This window comes from Streptomyces fildesensis, from assembly GCF_016107395.1.
Classification (GTDB): domain Bacteria; phylum Actinomycetota; class Actinomycetes; order Streptomycetales; family Streptomycetaceae; genus Actinacidiphila; species Actinacidiphila fildesensis.
The window spans coordinates 279,495-298,790 of record NZ_JAAIKO010000007.1; the positions used below are offsets into that span (position 1 = coordinate 279,495).

A 19,296-nucleotide genomic window follows, 5' to 3' on the forward strand; every position below is an offset into this window, starting at 1 on the left:
GCGCCCCGGCCGTTCCCCCCGCCCGCAGTTACAGAGCACCGTGATCTCCCAGGTCCGGAAGGATTCCCATGACTGAGAACAACGACGCGATCGTCACAGACGCGAAGGCGGAGGGCGGGGGTGGCTGCCCGGTCGCGCACGGGCGCGCCGCGCACCCGACGCAGGGCGGCGGAAACCGCCAGTGGTGGCCGGAGCGGCTCAACCTGAAGATCCTCGCCAAGAACCCCGCCGTGGCCAACCCCCTCGGCGAGGAGTTCGACTACGCCGAGGCGTTCAAGGCCCTCGACCTGCCGGCCGTGAAGCGGGACATCGCGGAGGTGCTGACGACCTCGCAGGACTGGTGGCCCGCCGACTTCGGCCACTACGGCCCGCTCATGATCCGTATGGCGTGGCACAGCGCGGGTACCTACCGGATCAGCGACGGCCGCGGCGGCGCCGGGGCCGGTCAGCAGCGGTTCGCCCCCCTCAACAGCTGGCCGGACAACGTGAGCCTCGACAAGGCCCGCCGCCTGCTGTGGCCGGTCAAGAAGAAGTACGGCCAGAGCATCTCGTGGGCCGACCTCATGATCCTCACCGGCAACGTCGCCCTGGAGACGATGGGCTTCGAGACCTTCGGCTTCGGCGGCGGTCGTGCGGACGTCTGGGAGCCCGACGAGGACGTCTACTGGGGTCCTGAGACCACCTGGCTCGACGACGAGCGCTACACCGGCGACCGTGAGCTGGAGAACCCCCTCGGCGCGGTCCAGATGGGCCTCATCTACGTCAACCCGGAAGGCCCCAACGGCAACCCGGACCCGCTCGCCGCGGCACGCGACATCCGTGAGACGTTCCTGCGGATGGCGATGAACGACGAGGAGACGGTCGCCCTGATCGCGGGCGGTCACACCTTCGGCAAGACGCACGGCGCGGGCCCGGCGGACAGCGTCGGCGACGATCCCGAGGCCGCCCCGCTCGAGCAGCAGGGCCTCGGCTGGAAGAGCTCCTACCGCACCGGCAAGGGCGGCGACGCGATCACCAGCGGTCTCGAGGGTATCTGGACGAACACCCCGATCGCGTGGGACAACAGCTTCTTCGAGATCCTGTTCGGCAACGAGTGGGAGCTGTTCAAGAGCCCCGCCGGTGCGCACCAGTGGCGGCCGAAGAACGGCGCGGGTGCGGGCACCGTACCGGACGCCCACGACGCGTCGAAGAGCCACGCTCCGACGATGCTGACGACCGACCTCGCGCTCCGGTTCGACCCGGCCTACGAGCAGATCTCGCGGCGCTTCCTGGAGAACCCCGACCAGCTCGCGGACGCCTTCGCCCGCGCGTGGTTCAAGCTGACCCACCGCGACATGGGCCCGGTCGTGCGCTACCTCGGCCCGGAGGTCCCGACCGAGACGCTGCTGTGGCAGGACCCGCTTCCCGCGGTGACGCACGAGCTCGTCGACGCCGGGGACGTCGCGTCCCTCAAGGGGCAGATCCTCGCCTCGGGCCTGTCGGTGGCCCAGCTCGTGTCCGCCGCCTGGGCGTCGGCCTCCTCCTTCCGCGGCAGTGACAAGCGCGGCGGCGCCAACGGTGCGCGCGTCCGTCTCCAGCCGCAGAGCGGCTGGGAGGTCAACGAACCCGACGAGCTGGCGCAGGTGCTGCGCACGCTCGAAGGCGTCCAGCAGGCGTTCAACGCCACCCTGACCGGCGGCAAGGCGATCTCGTTCGCCGACCTGATCGTGCTCGCGGGCGGTGCCGCCGTGGAGAAGGCCGCCAAGGACGCGGGCTTCGACGTCGAGGTCCCGTTCACGCCGGGCCGCGCCGACGCGTCGCAGGAGCAGACGGACGTGGAGTCGTTCGCCGCGCTCGAGCCGGCCGCCGACGGGTTCCGCAACTACCTCGGGAAGGGCAACCGGCTGCCGGCCGAGTACCTGCTGATCGACCGGGCGAACCTGCTGACCCTGAGCGCCCCCGAGATGACGGCCCTCGTCGGTGGTCTCCGCGTCCTGGGCGCGAACCACCAGCAGTCGGCGCTCGGTGTCCTCACCACGACCCCGGGGACCCTGACGAACGACTTCTTCGTCAACCTGCTCGACCTGGGCACGACGTGGCAGCCGACGTCCGAGGACGCGAACACGTTCGAGGGCCGCGACGCCGCCACGGGCGAGGTCAAGTGGACCGGCAGCCGGGCCGACCTCGTCTTCGGGTCGAACTCCGAGCTGCGCGCGCTCGCGGAGGTCTACGCCAGCGATGACGCCAAGGAGAAGTTCGTGACGGACTTCGTCGCGGCGTGGCACAAGGTCATGAACCTCGACCGGTTCGACCTCGTCTGATCACGAGGACTGATCACAGCCGGTGATCACCGCGTCCGGGTCGGCCCGCAGGGGCCGGCCCGGACGTTTCCGTTCTGCCAGAACCTTCGGGGCTAGCGAAGGATCCCGGCGGAGCGGGCCGCCTTCAGCCAGGACGGGAACTCCTGCAGCAGACGGTCGTACAGCTCCTCGTCCGAGACCTTGTCGATGTCGTCCACGGCGAAGAAGCCGACGTTGTCGACCCGCCGGCCGGGCATGTTGTCGAACTTCTCCAGCACCCCGAAGTTGGCCCGGCCGAGACCGACGAACTGCCAGAACACCGGCTCCTCCACGGCCGCGCGCAGCTCCTGCTCGATCTCGGCGTTGCGGTACACCCCGCCGTCGGAGAAGAACAGCACCAGGGTCGGCGCCTGCGCCGGGTTGTCGCGCACGAATCGGCGGACCTCGGCGATGACCTTCTGCTCCTCGTTCTGGATGCCGACTACGCGCATGTCGACTTGTCCCGGGCGCTGTCCCTTCGGCGGCTTCTTGCGGCCGAACAGGCTGATCTGGCCCACCCGTACATGGAGTTCGAGCCAGTCGGGCAGATCGCCGACGGTCAGGTCGGGCAGCCGGGCCGGGTGCGAGGCGAACGTCCAGGCTTGCATCTCGCCGTCGTCGTCGACCTGTGCGGCGACCGCGGCCATCCGCTCGACCACGCTGTGGACGGTGCCGCGCGAGTAGAGGCCGGCCATCGATCCCGAGGCGTCGAGGACCAGGATCACCCGGGCGACCACGCCTTCCGCACCGTGCTTGCGCAGGCTGACGGCGACCTGCTGCTTGCGCAGCGAGAGCCGCTTGCGCATGTCGACGGGCAGGTTCTCCTCGCCCTTGGTGAGCCGGGCGGGCATGGCCGGGGCGGCGGGCCCCGCCGGCGACGGCGGTGGCGGCGGCGGTACTACGGGCACGGGTGTCGGCGTCGCGGCCGCGGCCGCGGCCGGCGGCTCCTCGTCCACGCTGATCCCGAAGTCCTGCGCGAGGCCCGCGAGCCCCGACGCGTACCCCTGTCCCACCGCGCGGAACTTCCAGCCGTCCCCGCGCCGGTACAGCTCTCCGCCCAGGAAGGCGGTCTCGGTGGTGGCCGTCATGTCGAAGCGCGCCAGCTCGGCGTTGGTCGCCAGGTCGAGGAGCCGCAGTCGCAGCGCCGGGACCTGGCCGAACGTGCCACCGTCGGCGGACGCGCCCAGCAGGACGCGGTCGATGGCGGGCTCGATCCGGCCCAGGTCCACGTCGATCACGTCCTCGCCGGACGCCGCCGAGCCCACATGGCGCACCGCGCCCCTGGGGTGTTCCGGCTGGTTGTAGAAGACGAAGTCGGCGTCGGAACGCACCCGCCCCGCCTCCGTGAGCAGCAGCGCGGAAGCGTCGACGTCCGGCACGCCCGGGCCCGCGCCCCAGGTCAGCACGGCCCGGACGGCGGTGGCAGCAACGGGGACATTGGCGCCCTTACCGAGCGAAGGTGTCGAGGTCACGACGGCCAGTCTGCCGCACCGGCGGAAAAATTCACCGGAGCCCGTCGGCTCCCGGCGTAGCAGAGGGGGCGCCGCACCGGCGGCACCCCCTCGACCGATCGGTCCTACGGCTGCATCTCGTACGCGCCGGACAGTGCCTCGACCTGGGTCCAGACCCGGGCCGCGCGGCCGGCGTCCGAGACCGGGCGGCGGATGTGGGCCAGCGCCCAGGCGGCCTGCTCGTCGGTGGTGGAGCTCTTGCCGTGCAGATCGGTGGCGTGGGTGGAGAAGTCGCGCACCAGGACGTCGAAGATCTCGTCCAGCAGGTCGGCGTCCAGGCCGGTCAGCTCGGCCTGCTCCAGCACCAGCTGGCCGTAGACGACCAGGGCGAACAGCTGGCCGATCTCCAGCAGGAAGTCCAGGTCCTGCTGCTGCTCCTCGCTCGGCGCGTGGGTGCGGAGCAGGGTGCAGAGGCCGTCCGCCTGCTCGCGGAAGCGGGCCACGTTGGGCAGGTGCGCGTGCGCGTCGTACGCGGTGCGCCAGTCGTGGAAGCGGATCGCGCCCAGGCCCCGGGCCGGGCCCTGCTGGAACAAAAAGGTGTCGTCGGCCGGGTCGAGACGGCTCGGCACGGCGGGGTACTCGGCCGGGGCGAACAGGTAGTTCGCCATGAACTTGAGGATCAGGGCGAGGTTGACGTGCACCGTGCCCTCCAGCTTCGGCAGGCCGCGGATGTCGCGCGCGGCCTTGTCGAAGTAGGTGTCCGTCTCGAAGCCCTTGGCCGCGATGACGTCCCACATCAGGTCGATGACCTTCTCGCCCTCGGTGGTGACCTTCATCTTGGTCATCGGGTTGAAGAGCAGGTAGCGGCGGTCCTCGGGCGAGGCGGAGCGGAAGTAGTCGACGGCGCGGTCGCTGAACAGCTTCATCGCGGTGAGGCGGGTGTACGCGTCGGTCAGCTCGCGCCGCACGTGCGGGAAGTCGGTGACCTTCCGGCCGTACAGCACCCGGTTGTCCGCGTGCGTGACGGCCTCGTACATCGCGTGCTCGCAGATGCCGATGGACGCGGTGCAGAGGTTGAACTTGCCGACGTTGACGGTGTTCAGCGCGGCGTCGAAGGCGGCCTTGCCGGTGTGCAGCACGTCCTCGGCGCGCACCGGGTAGCTGTCGAGGCGGAACTCGCTGACGTACATCTGCGAGTTCACCACGTTCTTCACCAGGTGGTACGCCTCGTGCCGGCTGTCGGCGGCGAAGAAGACATAGCCCTCGGGACCCTCGATGTCCGAGCGGCGGCCGAAGACCGAGACCAGGCCGGCGACGTTGCCGTTGCCGATGTAGTACTTGGAGCCGCTCGCGGTGAAGCCGCCCGCACCGTCCGGGGTGAGGATCATGTCGGTCGAGTAGATGTCCGCGCCGTGCGTCCGCTCGGAGAGGCCGAAGGCCATGACGTGGCCCTCGGACAGGAGCTTCGCGGCGCGCTCCCGCACGGCCTCGTTCCCGCTCTGCCAGACCGGTCCCAGGCCCAGGATGGTGACCTGCCAGGTGTACCAGTAGCCCAGCCCGTAGAAGCCCAGGATCTCGTTCAGCTCGGCGATCCGCGCGGTGTCCCAGCGCTTCGAGTCGTCCGCGGAGGACGGGGTGAGGAACTCCGCGAAGAGCCCTTCCTTCGCCGCGAACTCCAGGAAGTCGCCGTACCAGGCGCGGTCGACGTAGGTGTCGATGAGTGCCTTCTTGCCGCGCGACTCGAACCAGTCGACGGTGGCGCGGAGCAGCTGTCGGGTGCGCTCGTCGAACTGTACGGGGTCGTAGGTACGCGGGTTGAAGAGCATGTGGACTCCAGGGGAATGAGGGTCAGTTGGCGATGCGGTGGAGCGTGGCGAGCACGTCGTCCAGCCAGGCGAGGGTCATCCGCTCGTACTCGATGCCGCCGCGCAGCACCACGTGCTGCAGTTCCTGCTGGGCGGAGGGCGAGGTCAGGTCGGGAAAGTCGCGCCGCTCGCCGGTGAGGTAGCGGGCCAGCAGCGCGGCATGGCTCTCGCGGTGCCGCTCGACCTCGGAGATGAGTGAGGTCAGTGCGGCCTGGTCGTCGAAGGCGGCGGCGCGGATCTTGACGGCGAGCTCGTGCCGGACGGTCTCCGGTTCGACGGGCTCGCGCAGCCAGGACGCCAGGGCGGCCCGGCCCGGCGCGGCGGCGGAGTACACCTTCTTGTCCGGGCGGCCGTCCTGGGCGACCTCCTCGACGGCGATCCAGCCGTCCGTCTCCATCCGCCGCAGCACCCGGTAGATCTGCTGGTGGGTGGCGGTCCAGAAACGGCCGATGGAACGGTCGAAGCGGCGCGCCAGCTCGTACCCGGAGCCGGGCTGCTCCAGCAGGGAGACGAGGATCGCGTGCTCTAGGGCCATACCCGCATCCTGCTATGCAACGAGTTGCATAGGCAATGAGGCCCGGCCGGGTTGAGACACGGATCACGCGCCGCGGCCGGGCCGTCCGAGCAGGTGGTGGGCGCCGTGCGGCTGCACGGTACCGCCGGCTGCGCGGTCCCGCGCCAGGATGTTCGACGAGTTCGCACCGCTGGTCGACCCGATGCTCCGCGCGGAGATCCTGTGAAGGCTTCGGCCATCCATGAGCGGCCGGCCACGGAGTACGGCTCAGCGGTCATCACCAGCGGGTCGAGCTCTACGTTCGAGAAGCCCGCCCGAAGGTCGCCACGGATCTCGGCATCACGCCGAGGGAACTGGCCGGAACGCGCCGCCGCTTCGAGCTGATTCCGGGCGCCCGGACCAGGCTGACTGGGGCGACGAGCCGAATCCGGGACGAATCATGTGGTCCGCCGCGTGGCCGGTTCGCTTCGCGCTCGCTGCGGCAGCCGGGTCCGCGGCTTCGGCAGTGGCCACATGTGCGATGCCAGAAACCAGTAAATGCCTTGTACCACAGGCGAGTTCACGTCGTATCAGTTGGACTGGATGTGCCTGGGGCATGCCGGCAGCGGATATGCTCCTTGGCGGCGCGGTGAGTTGATCACAATACTCTCCGTTGTCGCCCTGCTGCCTGCCGTCGCAGTGATGGTCACACGTATGGGTCAGGTCGGTTGTGTGTGGCCGCCGGCAGCGACTGGTCCGAGGTGTAATCGCTGGGCCATCCCCCCACTTTCGATACCTTGAGGTTGCAGATGGTTCGTGATCAATCGCCACCTGGGCAACGGCAATCCTCCGCCCTCGCGCTGCTGCTTCCCGCGGTGGTCACCGCAGTGGTCGGGACCGTCGCCGTGTGCGTCGTTCCGGCTGAGGCACGTGTGTCGGTCGTCTGGTGCGCTGTGACGGCCACGTTGGCCGTCGCCGTCCTGGCGGCTGTCGCGGTGCGGCGCGGGAAGGTCATCGCCGAGCTGCGCAGGGACCACGCCGCAGCCGGCGAAGGCCTCGGACGCCGGCTGGCCGAGCAGGAGATCCAGACGCTGCGCCTGGCCGAAGAGCTGCTGCCGGAGGCCGTGGGCCGGCTGCAGAAGGGTGCGACGGTCGACGAGGCGCTGGACCTCGCGGGGCCCGTCAGGACCGAGCACCTCGCGGTGATGCGCTGGGTGCTGGAAACCGTGGATGCCGAAGAGGGTCTGCGGGAGTCCGCGCAACGCGCGTTCGTCAATATCGCCCGTCGGGTTCAAGCCATTGTGCACCAACAGGCGCACGCCACCCGGGAGATGCAGGAACGGCACGGACAGGACCCCGAGGTCCTCGGCGATCTGATGCGTCTGGACCACGGCACCGCGCTGGTCGGACGCCTCGCCGACGGCATCGCCGTACTCGGCGGAGCGCGCTCCGGCCGGCAGTGGAGCAAGGCAGTCCCGTTGTACAACGTGCTGCGCGGGGCCATGTCGCGGATCCTGGACTATCAGCGGGTGGACCTGCAGGCGGTGACGCAGATTGCCCTCGTCGGTCCTGCGGTGGAGCCGGTCATCCACGCGTTGGCCGAGCTTCTCGACAACGCGACCCGGTATTCGCCACCGAACACGCGGGTGATTCTGACCGCATCGGAGGTGCAGTCCGGCATCGCCATCGAGATCGAGGACGGCGGTGTGAGCCTGAGCGAGGAGGCCCGGGAGCGCGCCGAGCGAATGCTGCGCGAGGCGCAGTCCGGGATCGACCTGAAGGACCTGGGTGAAACGCCGCGCCTCGGCCTGGCCGTGGTGGGACGCCTGGCGCAGGAGCACAACCTGCAGGTCTCGCTGCGTCCCTCCGCCTATGGCGGCGTCCGCGCGGTGGTGATCGTTCCCACCGACCTCACGACGACTGCCCCGGTCACCCGCCCGGAGCTCGGAACCAAAGTCCCCTCAGCAGGAGGCCGGCATGCCGCCGCCGTCCCCGCCCTCTCGGTACGGAGACCGGCGCTCCCCTCGGCCCGGCCCCCGGTGACCGGCCCGGTGAGGGCGACCGAAGCGGAGCCGGAATACGACCGGGCGCCGAACGGCCTGCCGCAGCGGCGCAGCCGCCGCACGGGCACCTCCGGGGGAGCGGCGTCCGCACGACACGCCCCGGCCGAGTCCGCACCGCCGCCTGCCGATCAGCCCGCGCCGCCCGGCCTGTGGCTGGCGGATTTCCAACGGGGTGTGTCCGGCGAGACGTCGGGCACCGGTTCTGATCATCACGTCAGTGACACGACGTCGTCGGATAGGGATGAATAGCCGTGATTCAGCAGCGGGCCAACTTCGACTGGTTGCTCAAGGACCTCGCGGAAGGCGTTCCGCAGACCCGCCACGTGGTGGTTCTGTCGTCCGACGGCTTGTGCATGGCGCAGCACGGCACCGAAAGGGACACCGCTGAGCGCCTCGCCGCGGCGTGCGCGGGTCTGCAGAGCCTTGCGGCCGCGGTCGCCGCGGAAGTCCCGCACAGTGACGGCCGGATGCGGATGGTCGTCATCGAGATCACCGGTGGCTTCTTCTACCTCATGGCCGCCGGCGAGCGGGCGTATCTGGCCGTGCTCGCCGACGAGGGAGTCGACGCGGGCTTGATGGGGCTTCGGATGCGTGACCTGGTGGCCCGCATCGGTGAGCACTTGAGCAGCCCGCCACGCAACGACGAGCAGCGCGCATGAGCGAATCAGACCAAGATTGGGATGAAGCAAGCCCCGAGCGGCTCTACGTCATCACCGGAGGGCGTAGTGGTCCGTCCGAGCACGTCGTCCTCGACCTGGTCACCCTGATCGTGTCGCGGTCACCGCCGCAGCCGACGATGCAGCCCGAACATGTCGCCATCGTGCGCATGTGCAGTTCCCCGCTCTCGGTCGCGGAGATCTCCGCCTATCTGGAGCTGCCCTTCAGCGTGGTCACCGTACTGCTCGCCGACCTGCTGGCCGATGAACGGGTGGAGGCACGAAAGCCTGTTCCACCCGCCCTTCTTCCCGATGTTGAACTCTTGGAGGCGGTAATGCGTGGACTTCAGAAGCTCTGACACGCTCCCAGGGCCGCGGAGCGAGGACATACTGCCGTCGACTGCCGCCGCTGCGGTGAAGGTCGTGATCGTCGGTGGCTTCGGGGTCGGCAAGACAACCCTGGTCGGATCGGTGAGTGAGATCCGACCGCTGTCGACCGAGGAGACGATGACGCAGGCGGGCGTCGGTGTGGACGATGTCCACGGTGTCGAACAGAAGGCCGCCACCACCGTGGCGATGGACTTCGGCCGGATCACCCTCAACGAGCAACTCGTGCTGTACCTCTTCGGAACGCCCGGCCAGCAACGCTTCTGGTTCCTGTGGAACGGCCTGTTCGACGGGGCGCTCGGAGCCGTCGTCATGGTCGACACCCGACGTCTCGAAGTCAGTTTCGATGTGATCGGGCGGCTCGAAGAGCGCGGCGTTCCCTTCGTGGTCGCCATAAACACCTTCCCGGAGGCGCCTTCCTACCCCACGGAGGAACTGCGGTCCGCCCTGGACCTGCCCGGCAACGTTCCGATCGTCAACTGCGACGCCCGCGCGCGCACGTCGAGCCGGGACGTCCTGATGACGCTCATGCGCTACCTGCACTCCCTCACCGCGACCCCGGAGCACACGTGACCTCCCCTCACGCCGACGACACACGCGCCAACAGCTTCGCCACCCCACCCCCCGAGTGCCCGGCCCACTCCACGGGAGCGGTTGCCGGCCGGCGACGGCTCTACGGGCCGGAAGCCGACGCGGACCCGATGGCCCTGTACGAACAGCTGCGCAGCGAACACGGCTCCGTCGCGCCCGTTCTGCTGCACGGCGACGTCCCCGCCTGGCTGGTCCTGGGCCATCGCGAGAACGAGGAGGTCGCTCGTACTCCCTCGCGGTTCTCCCGTGACTCCCGCCGGTGGCTGGAGCTGCAGAAGGGCAACGTCGCGCTGGACTCACCGCTGCTCCCGATCGTCGCCTGGCAGCCCATGTGCTCCTTCGTCGACGGCGAGGAGCACCAACGGCTGCGAGCCGCGGTCACCCAGAGCATGGAGCGCTTCGACGGCCGCGGAATCCGCCGCTATGTCAACCGCTTCGCCAACCAACTGGTCGACACCTTCTGCTCCGACGGCCATGCCGACCTGGTGACGCGGTTCGCCGGGCACCTGCCGATGCTGGTCATGACGCAGCTGCTCGGTATGTCCGACGACTACGGCCCGCGTCTGGTCGAGGCCGCTCAGGACATGATGAAGGGCTCGGAGACGGCCATCGCGAGCAACGACTACGTGGTGCGGACGCTCCAGGCACTCGTAGCCCGCAAACGCGCCACACCAGGCAAGGACTTCGCCTCCTGGCTCATCGGCAATCCCGCGTCGCTCACCGACGACGAGGCCGTGGAACACCTGCGCCTCGTCCTCATCGCCGGCTACTCGACCACGGCCAACCTGATCGTGAACACCCTGCGCATGGTGCTCACCGACCGCCGGTTCCGAGCGTCGCTGGCCGGCCTCCAGATGACCATTCCCGACGCCCTGGAACAGTCGCTGTGGGACTCACCGCCCTTCACGGCCGTCTACGGTCGCTGGGCCACCGGTGACACGGAACTCGGCGGACAGCGCATCAAGAGTGGGGACATGCTGGTGCTCTGCCTCGCCGCCGGCAACGTCGACCCCGCGGTTCGCCCCGATCCGACCGTGCCGATGTACGGCAACCGTTCCCACCTCGCATTCAGTCGCGGGCCGCACGAGTGCCCGGGCCAGGACCTCGGCCGCGCCATCGCGGACACGGGAATCGACGCACTGCTCACCCGGTTGCCCGACCTGGCATTGGCCGTCGACGAGGAGGAGTTGACGTGGACTCCTACCCTCCTGTCCCGAAACCTCGACGCGCTTCCGGTGACCTTCACCCCGCGCAGGCCCACTCAATCGGCGACGCCGGCGACGCCGTGGCCGACCACACCGCCCGCTCAGCGGACGCCGGCGACGGCCCAGGCTCCGACGAGGGCGGAGATGCTGCCCACCGCCCCGCCGATCCCCCTGCCGCCACAGCACGCGCCACAGCAGGGAACGCCCTGGTGGAGGGCGCTGACCCGCTGGCTTCGGAGTCGGTGACCTTCTCCGGGCGGTCTGCGCCGGACCGCATCTGAATCACTGCGGTCACATCAAGTGCCTTTCGATGTAGGTAGGAACGGCGCCTGCTTCGGTGGTCTCCACGTCTCTGTAGCGGGGGGACCACCGGTGCCAGCTCAAACTGCCGGCGATCCATTCGCCGAGGTCGGTCAGCGATTCATCCACCCGTGTCCAGGCGTCCTCGTCGAGGCCGTAAACGCCGCGAATGGCGCGAAGGTCAGCGGCGGCCTCGAGGAAATCCCGGGTGAGCGCCTCGACCAGGTCCGACGCGTGGGTGAGGGCCTCCTCCCAGGTACTACCGGTGTCGTGTCGGAGAACGGCCGCGAGGTGGTCCTGGTCGCCGCGGGCGTTCTCCTTGCGTATGGAGAACATGTCGTTGGTCCAGGAGATGACGTCATTGGCAGCCAATCGGACGGCTCGATAGGCGTCACTGCGCGCCACGGAGGCCGGAACCTCCCGGGCATTCGCTGTTTCGATGAGGTCGAAGCTCATCTCACACCCGGAGTTCAACCGGCGGCGCCGAATGAATGCCGTCATGTCGGAGGGGGATTCCTGTGACTTCTCCGGATCTGAGTGCGGCAGCAGGGTGAACGCCAGGAAGTCCACGTAGTGAGTGGCGAACCGCTCTCGCCACGCCCAGGAATGCTGGGACGCCGTCCGCTGCCAGAGGTCAGACAGCGCCGCCGTCAGCGGACCGGACGCGCGAGGGGCGCGAAGATCCAGCGGCAGCTGGGCGACCAGATCGCGGACGACCTCCTCGCGTTCCTGGTAGGTGCCTTCGAGGTACCCCTCATCGAGCCGGTCATCGACGATCCAGTTGAACGCCTGCCACTCCGCCACCAAGTGCAACTGGGTGGCTCGCGGATACACCCGAGCCGCGAACTCACCGAAGCCGGCCGAGTGGAAGCGCTCGGCAGCCGGCCGACTGCGTATGAGATCGGTGCGTTTGACCCAGTCCAGGAGATGATCATCGATACCGTCCGCCTGTGGATGCGTGCGAGCCGGAACCGGGCACCAGATCGGGGGGCACTCAAGGGTGAAGGGCGGCAGTTCAGGAGCGGTTCTCGTGGCCATGGGGGGTCTCCTCGGCTGGGGCTGCGCCCGGTCCGGTGCGGGCGCACGGTCGTTTCGTCCGATCGGTTGCGGCTGTCTGGATCGTGACTCCTCTGTGACCTCCGTCGATCGATGGGCGACGCGAAGCACCGTCCGAAGGAAGCAGCCGGGGCTGTCCGTCCTGGGCGCAGGCGACATTTAGTTCGCCTTTGGAATATGCCATCGAAGAACCGGAGCCAACCATGCCGTCGAGACTCGGGAGCACCGCCGTCGCGGGAGCCGCCGCCCCGTCCCAGCCGTGATCAAGGAGGTTCTACCAGAGGCGAGTTGATCACCGGAACCCCGTCCGGCGCGCGCATCCCCGCGGTCGCCGGCGGATGCCCGATATGCGCTGCCGGCAGGAGACCGACGCCCGGGTGGAGATCCGCCGCATCATCGACGAGCAGCCCTGATCCGGCTTCCCGCCGTGATCATGATCCACGCACGGGTGCCGCAATGAGCCGGGCCGTCAACCGGCTGCGGTGGCGGGATCCGTCCGGTGGCTCCAGGATCGAAGGGGTCGTGGTGTGCGCGGAAGCGCTCGGGAAGGTCGGTGTTCCCACCACCCGAGCGGGCGGTGCGACCCTGGAGCCGGTGCGCCCGGGCCGCCGCGAGCAGTACGACGGTGGAGCATCTCGACCGGGCGAGGCAGAAACGAGGATCCGATGTCCGACTCCCGGCCGTCCGCCCCTGCGGGCGGCAACAACCGGCCGGCCGGCTCCCCTGCCACCGGCCACTACGGCAGGGACCTCTTCCCGCCGGAGCGGCAGGGCGAGGCCGCGCGGATCGACTACGGCGCGCTGGCCTACGACGACGTGACGTTCCGGCGCCTCTCGGCGCTCGGGGCCGGGCCCGGATGGGCCTGTCTGGACGCGGGCGCCGGAACGGGGACCATCACGCGCTGGCTGGCCGGGACGGCGGGCGTCGACAGCGTTGTCGCCGTCGATCGCGACACCCGTTTCCTGGCGGTGCAGCCGGGAGGCCGCGTGCACACGGTCATCGCCGACCTCGCCGACCCGGAGCTGGCCGATCCGAACCTGGGACCGGGCCGGTTCGACCTCGTGCACTGCCGGTTCGTCCTCATGCACCTGCCCCGGCACGATGCCGTGCTGGCGCGGCTCGCGAACTGGGTGGCCCCCGGGGGATGGCTCGTCGTCAGCGACGCCGTCGATCTGACCACGGCCCGTTCCGCGCACCCGGCCTACCGGCGCACGATGGCAGCCATGTGGCACGCGCTGGGCGACACGATCGGCACCGACATCAGCTGGGTCACCGGCTATCCGGGGCTGCTGCGGTCCCACGGTCTGTCCGACGTCGGAGCGGAGATCTACGTGCCGCCGCTGACCCCCGACGCGCCGGTGACCGCCTTCTGGCGGGCCACCTGGGAACGGATGCGTCCCAGCCTGGAATCCAGCGGGCTGGTGGACGCGCGGACGGTGGACGAGGCGCTGGCCTATCTGGCATCCCCAGAACTCGCCGAGCTCTCCCCCGGCATGATCACCGCCTGGGGCCACCGCCCGGCCTGACGTCGGGTCTGCCCCATCTCGCTCGCACGCGCGCTCCCGAGGCTCCGTCGGGAGTTAATTCCAGGCCTGGAACAAACCTTGTCGCCCCTGACCGGGCCTGGTTAGTGTCGGCACATGAGATCGATTCGGCACCCTGGAGAGCAGGCGCGATGCGCCTGCCTCGGTGCGATGCGATGTAGTCGCCGCTGTCGGCTCATTTCCCGCTGAACTGGCTCCGCCAGTCGCATTTCCGGCAGATATCCCTGTGCCGCGATATTCCGTCATGCCGCCAGCAGGCTGGTGCGGCGCTCGCGCCCTGATCCTGAGACCCCCGCTTCCGTCGGCTGCCCGCCGGCTCGATGCGCCGGTCTCCGATCCAGGGCACAGAGGCCACACCGGGCGACCACCTCTGTGAGGACGGCGCAGCGCAGCGCCGCGTTCACTTCCCTCCCCGCCGCCCCGCACCCGGACCTTCTCCTTGGAGCCGACGCATCATGAGCAGCACCGACCGCAGCCTGCACTTCAATCTGTTCATCCATGACACCGGCCATCACGAGGCGTCGTGGCGGCTGCCCGAGTCCGAGCCGCTGGCACACATCGACGTCGCCTACCACCAGCGGCTCGCCCGGATCGCCGAGGACGCCGCGTTCGACTCGTTGTTCCTGGCGGACAGTCCCGCGCTGTGGGGCGACCCGGGCCGGCGGCCGAGCGGCCGGCTGGAGCCGACGGTGCTGCTGACCGCGCTGGCCGCCGTGACCAGCCGGATCGGGCTGATCGCCACCGCGTCGACCAGCTACAACGAGCCGTACAACCTGGCGCGGCGGTTCTCCTCGCTGGACCACATCTCGGGCGGCCGGGCCGGCTGGAACATCGTCACCACCGCAGGCGACGCCGCGGCGCGCAACTTCGGCCTCGAAGCCCAGCCCGCGCACGCCGACCGCTACGAGCGGGCGGCGGAGTTCATCGAGGTGTCCACCAAGCTCTGGGACAGCTGGGAGGACGGCGCCGTCGTGGCGGACAAGGACCGCGGGGTGCACGCCGAGTCGGACCGGGTGCACCGGTTCGGCCATGTCGGCAAGTACTTCCAGGTGGACGGTCCGCTGAACGTGCCGCGCTCACCGCAGGCCCATCCGCTGCTGGTACAGGCCGGGTCCAGCGAGGACGGCAAGGACTTCGCGGCCCGCTACGCCGAGGCGGTGTTCACCGCCCAGCCGACCTTCGAGGAGGGCCAGGCGTTCTACGCCGACGTCAAGCGGCGGGCCGCGGCGGCCGGCCGGGACCCGGACGGCGTGAAGATCCTGCCGGGCATCGTGCCGGTCATCGGCGACACCGAGGCCGAGGCGCTGGAGCTGGACGCGGAGCTGGGCCGGCTGATCCAGCCGGAGTACGCCAAACTCCAGCTCGCCACCCTGCTGGGGCTCGACCCCGACCGGTTCGCCCTCGACGAGGAACTGCCGGCGGACCTGCCCGACGAGGACGAGATCGAGGGCTCCAAGAGCCGCTACACCCTGGTCGTGGAGCTCGCCCGCCGGGAGCGGCTGACGGTGCGCCAGCTGATCGGCCGGCTCGGCGGCGGCCGCGGCCACCGGACCTTCGCGGGCACGCCGGTGCAGGTGGCGGACACCATCGAGCACTGGTTCAGGAACGGGGCGGCCGACGGGTTCAACATCATGCCCGCCGTTCTGCCCTCAGGACTTGAGGTGTTCGTGCGGCGGGTGGTGCCGATCCTGCGGGAGCGCGGTCTGTTCCGCACCGAGTACACCGGCCGCACCCTGCGCGAGCACTACGGCCTCCCCCGGCCCGCCAACCAGTTCTCCTCGGCCCTGGTGAACGCCTGACGGGCGGGACGGGCGGGACGGGCGGGACGGCCGCGCTGCCGGACGGTCAGCGGTAGTACCCCTCGACGACGGCCCGTACCTCGTCGAGCAGCGCGGGGCCGTCCTGCGGCACGGGCGGCTGCCCGCTGCCGGGCCTGATGTCCAGGAGCTGTTCGTTGGACAGCGCGAACACCACCCGCCGCAGCCCCGCCCGCTGGATGACCGCCTCGCACATCTCGCACGGCTGGCAGCTGGTGTACATCGTGGTCTGCGCCGCGGTGGCCGCGTCCAGTTCCTTCGCGGCCCACCGCGCCAGCTTCAGCTCCGGGTGGGCGGTGATGTCCTGGCCGGTGAGCGTCGTGTTGTGCTCCTCGGCCAGCACCGTCCCGTCCGGTGCTGCCAGCAGCGACCCGAACGGCGGGTCACCGCCCTCGCGTGCCTTGGCCGCGAGCGCGATGGCCCGCCGGAGGAGGGCGTGGTCGTCGGGTGTGGTCATGACGGCTCCGTTCTGGTGCGGGGCGGACAGAAGTGCGCGGCGACCGTGGCGAGTGCCTGCCAACTCCCCTGCGGTCGGCAGGTCTCACCGGGGTCGCCGCCGTAGGTGTCGAGAACTACGGAGTCGGCGCCGAGCAGCCGCAGTTGGTCGAGGTCGTCCATGATCTGGTCGATCGTGCCCTCACCGGCGAGTCGTTCCGGTCCGCCGACCCGTCCGGCGGTGATCTTCAGAGCGATCCGCGGGGCGAAGGCGGGCACCGGGAGCTGTTGCCCGGCCGCGGACGCCTGCAGCCTGTCGGCGGCTTCGCGCAGCCACGGCATGGTGCAGCGCAGCGGATGCCACGCGTCGCCGAGCCGCACGGCCCGGCGCAGTCCCGCGTCGCTGTTGCCGCCGACCCACACCGGGATCCGCCGCGTTCCGTAGGAGGCGGTGTCCGTCCAGGCCGCCCGGATGTCGCGCAGATGGTCGTCAGTGATGCGGCCACGCTGTTCGAACGGGATCCCGAGGGCCGCGAACTCCTGCCGCGCCCAGCCCACCCCCACGCCGAGGACCAGCCGGCCGCCGCTCAGTTCGTTCAGGTTGGCCGCCATCCGGGCGGTGAGCAGCGGGTGCCGGTACGGGGCGATGAGGACGGTCGTGCCGAGCCGGATCCGGGTGGTGAGGCCCGCCAGCCACGACAGGGTGGTGAAGGGCTCGTAGAAGGGTGCCGGGTAGCGCTCGGCGACGTCGGGAGTGATGGCGACGTGGTCCGAGAGCATCAGCAGATCGAAGCCCAGGCCTTCCACGGTCCGGGCCCAGCTCCGCAGGACTCCCGGGTCGGTGCCGGGGCCGAAATTGAGGATGTTGACGCCGATCTTCACAGACCTCAGCCTAGCCAGGCCGCCCGGGCGGCCAGAAGGGATTCCTCCCTGTTCAGAGGCGGTTCGCCCGTGGATTCGCCGGTAATCTGAGCGGATGACGGAGAGTCTTGACGAGACGGACTGGGCGATCCTCGCGGAGGTCCAGAAGGACGGCCGGATCGCCTTCACGGAGCTGGCACGGCGGGTGAACCTGAGCGCGTCGGCGACGACGGAACGGGTACGGCGGCTGGAGACGGCCGAGGTGATCACCGGGTACCGGGCGCAGGTGGACCTGGAGCGGACCGGGTACGGGGTGCTGGCGGTGGTCCGGCTGAAATACCCGGGGACCCGGCACGAGCCGTTGCACCGGCTGATCGAGGAGCGCCCCGAGATCCTGGAGTGCCTGCGCACCACCGGCGACGACTGCTACGTCCTGAAGGTGGCCACCACATCGATGGCCGACCTGGAGGAGATCGTCGACGCCCTGGCCCAGTTCGGCAGCACGACCACCAACCTCGTGCTCAGCAGCACCCTGCCGTTCCGCGGCCCGCGAGTGCCCCGGACGCGTACCCGGCCGCGCTGAGGATCGTCCCGGCCGCCACGGGGCTTGCTGACCCGTGGGTGGTGGGCCACGATCAGGCGCGAAGAGATCGCCGTGTGGGAGGGGTACCCGTGTCCGATGTCAAGGCCGAACTCGACCAGTTGATGCGCGCTTTCCTCGGCGCGTTCACCAACACCGCCGGCAGCCGGCCGAACGTCGACGTCGTCCGTGAGGTGTTCATCCCGCAAGGAATGATCATCAAGAACGTCGGCGCCGAGCCGGTGGTCTACGACCTCGACGCGTTCATCGAGCCCCGGGAGAGGATCCTCACCGATGGGACTCTGACCGAGTTCTCCGAGTGGGAGGTCGCCGAGCGGACCGAGATCTTCGGGTCGATCGCGCACCGGTTCAGCGACTACCGCAAGTCCGGTTTCCTCAACGGCGACTGGTTCGAGGGCTCCGGCCACAAGACCACCCAGTTCATCCGGACGCCCGCCGGCTGGCGCATGAGCTCGATGGCCTGGGACGACGTGGAGTAGAGGACGTCCGGGGCTCGGGCCTTGCTCCAGAAGGGCCAGGCCCCCGGACCCACGGGTTTCCCTCAGCTCGCCGCTTGCTTCACGAGCGCGCCGATCCGCGCCTCGTCGGTGGCGCTCAGCTCCCTCAAGGCGTAGGACGTCGGCCACATGGCGCCTTCGTCGAGGTTGGCCTTGTCGCTGAAGCCGAACGTCGCGTACCTCGCGCTGAACTTCTGCGCGCTCTGGAAGAAGCAGACGACCTTGCCGTCCTTGGCGTACGCGGGCATCCCGTACCAGAGCTTCGGTGCGAGGTCCGGCGCACTTCCCTTGACGACCGCATGGATCCGTTCGGCCATCACCCGGTCCGAGTCCTCCATTTCGGCGATCTTCGCGACCACGGCGGCTTCCTCCTCCGCCGCCTTCTCGGCGCGCGATCCGCGGCGCGCGGACGCCTTCAGCTCCTTGGCGCGCTCCTTCATCGCATCGCGTTCCTCGGCGGTGAATCCCTCGAAGCTCTTGTCGGTCCCGGTGGTGCTCTTGGCGGTGGTGCTGGCGGGCTTCTGCGTGTCCTTCATGGTGGATTTCCTCCTGGTACGTGATGTGATGGATGGCATCGTCATGCTAAGGAGCCGCCGCGGTGGCGGCTCCTCCGAAACCGGCGTTCACGGGGCCACTCACCCCTGGGGCCCCGGGTCGGGCGGCCGGCGGGTCCGTGCCCGCCGGCCGGGGCCGGTGCCCGTCATCCCCACGCGCCGGCGATCTGACGGGTCGTGGCGTTGAGCCGGTTGAACATGTTGGTGACGCCGATCATCAGGACGATCGCGGCCAGCTGCTTCTCGTCGAAGTAGGTGGCGGCCGTGTCCCAGACCTCGTCGCTCACCGGGTCGGGAGTGTCGGCCAGCCGCGTCGCGGCCTCGGCCAGCGCGAGGGCCGCCCGCTCCTCGTCGGTGAAGTACGGGGCTTCCCTCCAGGCGACGACCGTGGCCAGCCGCTCATCGCTCACTCCGGCCTTGCGGGCCGTCTTGGCGCCGCCGTCGACGCAGGCGCTGCAGCCGTTGATCTGGCTGACCCGCAGATGCACCAGCTCCAGCGTCTGACCGTCCACCCCGCCGGAGTGCACGGCCTTGAAGATCTGCTGGATGGGCTGCATCGCGTCGGACAGGACGACGGCGGGGTTCTGCATACGGGACTGCAT

The 19,296-nt window shown here is 69.8% G+C and carries 18 protein-coding genes; 10 read left to right on the forward strand and 8 right to left on the reverse strand.

The genetic code is table 11. The features are described 5' to 3' along the window. Positions 1-68: 68 nt before the first annotated feature. Positions 69-2,300 (forward strand): catalase/peroxidase HPI, encoded by a 2,232-nt coding sequence (gene katG, locus C6N31_RS14485; protein ID WP_138352824.1) that lies wholly within the window; start codon positions 69-71, stop codon positions 2,298-2,300. A gap of 92 nt (positions 2,301-2,392) precedes the next feature. Here the strand turns inward: katG and C6N31_RS14490 are convergent, their stop codons facing one another. From C6N31_RS14490 to C6N31_RS14500, 3 genes are all read right to left on the reverse strand, one after another. Further along, entirely contained in the window at positions 2,393-3,790 is a 1,398-nt protein-coding gene (locus tag C6N31_RS14490; RefSeq protein WP_138352823.1) for a VWA domain-containing protein, read from the reverse strand. Positions 3,791-3,894: 104 nt separating this feature from the next. Further along, positions 3,895-5,595 (reverse strand): acyl-CoA dehydrogenase family protein, encoded by a 1,701-nt coding sequence (locus tag C6N31_RS14495; RefSeq protein WP_138352822.1) that lies wholly within the window; start codon positions 5,593-5,595, stop codon positions 3,895-3,897. A gap of 22 nt (positions 5,596-5,617) precedes the next feature. Then, on the reverse strand, positions 5,618-6,169 hold the full coding sequence (locus C6N31_RS14500) for a PadR family transcriptional regulator (protein ID WP_138352821.1): 552 nt from the start codon (positions 6,167-6,169) through the stop codon (positions 5,618-5,620). Between the two features lie 767 nt (positions 6,170-6,936). Here C6N31_RS14500 and C6N31_RS14505 point away from each other — a divergent pair. From C6N31_RS14505 to C6N31_RS14525, 5 genes are read left to right on the forward strand one after another with little or no spacing between them, the layout of a single operon-like run. Beyond that, positions 6,937-8,439, forward strand: coding sequence for a sensor histidine kinase (locus C6N31_RS14505; RefSeq protein WP_187145119.1), 1,503 nt, complete (start codon positions 6,937-6,939; stop codon positions 8,437-8,439). A 2-nt stretch (positions 8,440-8,441) separates the two neighbouring features. Beyond that, on the forward strand, positions 8,442-8,849 hold the full coding sequence (locus C6N31_RS14510) for a roadblock/LC7 domain-containing protein (protein ID WP_138352820.1): 408 nt from the start codon (positions 8,442-8,444) through the stop codon (positions 8,847-8,849). Then, positions 8,846-9,205, forward strand: a complete 360-nt coding sequence (locus tag C6N31_RS14515; protein WP_138352819.1) for a DUF742 domain-containing protein — start codon at positions 8,846-8,848, stop codon at positions 9,203-9,205. Before C6N31_RS14510 ends, C6N31_RS14515 begins: the two co-directional genes overlap by 4 nt. Beyond that, positions 9,186-9,806, forward strand: a complete 621-nt coding sequence (locus C6N31_RS14520; RefSeq protein WP_138352818.1) for a GTP-binding protein — start codon at positions 9,186-9,188, stop codon at positions 9,804-9,806. The genes C6N31_RS14515 and C6N31_RS14520 overlap by 20 nt, the downstream gene beginning before the upstream one ends. Next, a complete protein-coding gene (locus tag C6N31_RS14525) occupies positions 9,803-11,275 on the forward strand; it encodes a cytochrome P450 (RefSeq protein ID WP_138352817.1) in 1,473 nt (490 codons plus the stop codon). Before C6N31_RS14520 ends, C6N31_RS14525 begins: the two co-directional genes overlap by 4 nt. 45 nt (positions 11,276-11,320) lie before the next feature. Here the strand turns inward: C6N31_RS14525 and C6N31_RS14530 are convergent, their stop codons facing one another. Next, the gene (locus C6N31_RS14530; protein WP_138352816.1) at positions 11,321-12,367 is read right to left on the reverse strand and encodes a terpene synthase family protein; all 1,047 of its coding nucleotides are present in this window, start codon (positions 12,365-12,367) and stop codon (positions 11,321-11,323) included. A gap of 683 nt (positions 12,368-13,050) precedes the next feature. Between C6N31_RS14530 and C6N31_RS14535 the strand changes: the two genes are divergently transcribed. Together C6N31_RS14535 and C6N31_RS14540 are read left to right on the forward strand one after the other, a co-directional pair. After that, positions 13,051-13,911 carry a class I SAM-dependent methyltransferase gene (locus tag C6N31_RS14535; RefSeq protein WP_138352815.1) on the forward strand — a complete coding sequence of 287 codons (861 nt, stop codon included), beginning with the start codon at positions 13,051-13,053 and terminating at the stop codon, positions 13,909-13,911. A 473-nt stretch (positions 13,912-14,384) separates the two neighbouring features. After that, positions 14,385-15,728 carry an LLM class flavin-dependent oxidoreductase gene (locus tag C6N31_RS14540; RefSeq protein ID WP_187145118.1) on the forward strand — a complete coding sequence of 448 codons (1,344 nt, stop codon included), beginning with the start codon at positions 14,385-14,387 and terminating at the stop codon, positions 15,726-15,728. Positions 15,729-15,774: 46 nt separating this feature from the next. Here C6N31_RS14540 and C6N31_RS14545 read toward each other — a convergent pair whose 3' ends face one another. Together C6N31_RS14545 and C6N31_RS14550 are read right to left on the reverse strand one after the other, a co-directional pair. Then, entirely contained in the window at positions 15,775-16,203 is a 429-nt protein-coding gene (locus tag C6N31_RS14545; RefSeq protein WP_138352814.1) for a nucleoside deaminase, read from the reverse strand. After that, on the reverse strand, positions 16,200-17,063 hold the full coding sequence (locus tag C6N31_RS14550) for an LLM class flavin-dependent oxidoreductase (RefSeq protein WP_138352813.1): 864 nt from the start codon (positions 17,061-17,063) through the stop codon (positions 16,200-16,202). The genes C6N31_RS14545 and C6N31_RS14550 overlap by 4 nt, the downstream gene beginning before the upstream one ends. Before the next feature lie 94 nt (positions 17,064-17,157). On the opposite strand from C6N31_RS14550, the gene C6N31_RS14555 reads away from it, so the two are divergent. Both C6N31_RS14555 and C6N31_RS14560 read left to right on the forward strand, forming a co-directional pair. Beyond that, positions 17,158-17,625 carry an Lrp/AsnC family transcriptional regulator gene (locus C6N31_RS14555; RefSeq protein ID WP_198357656.1) on the forward strand — a complete coding sequence of 156 codons (468 nt, stop codon included), beginning with the start codon at positions 17,158-17,160 and terminating at the stop codon, positions 17,623-17,625. 89 nt (positions 17,626-17,714) lie between these two features. Further along, positions 17,715-18,122 (forward strand): DUF4440 domain-containing protein, encoded by a 408-nt coding sequence (locus tag C6N31_RS14560; RefSeq protein WP_198357657.1) that lies wholly within the window; start codon positions 17,715-17,717, stop codon positions 18,120-18,122. A gap of 62 nt (positions 18,123-18,184) precedes the next feature. On the opposite strand, the gene C6N31_RS14565 is transcribed toward C6N31_RS14560, so the two are convergent. Then, a complete protein-coding gene (locus tag C6N31_RS14565; RefSeq protein WP_198357658.1) occupies positions 18,185-18,676 on the reverse strand; it encodes an iron chaperone in 492 nt (163 codons plus the stop codon). A 164-nt stretch (positions 18,677-18,840) separates the two neighbouring features. Further along, entirely contained in the window at positions 18,841-19,296 is a 456-nt protein-coding gene (locus C6N31_RS14570; RefSeq protein ID WP_138352809.1) for a carboxymuconolactone decarboxylase family protein, read from the reverse strand.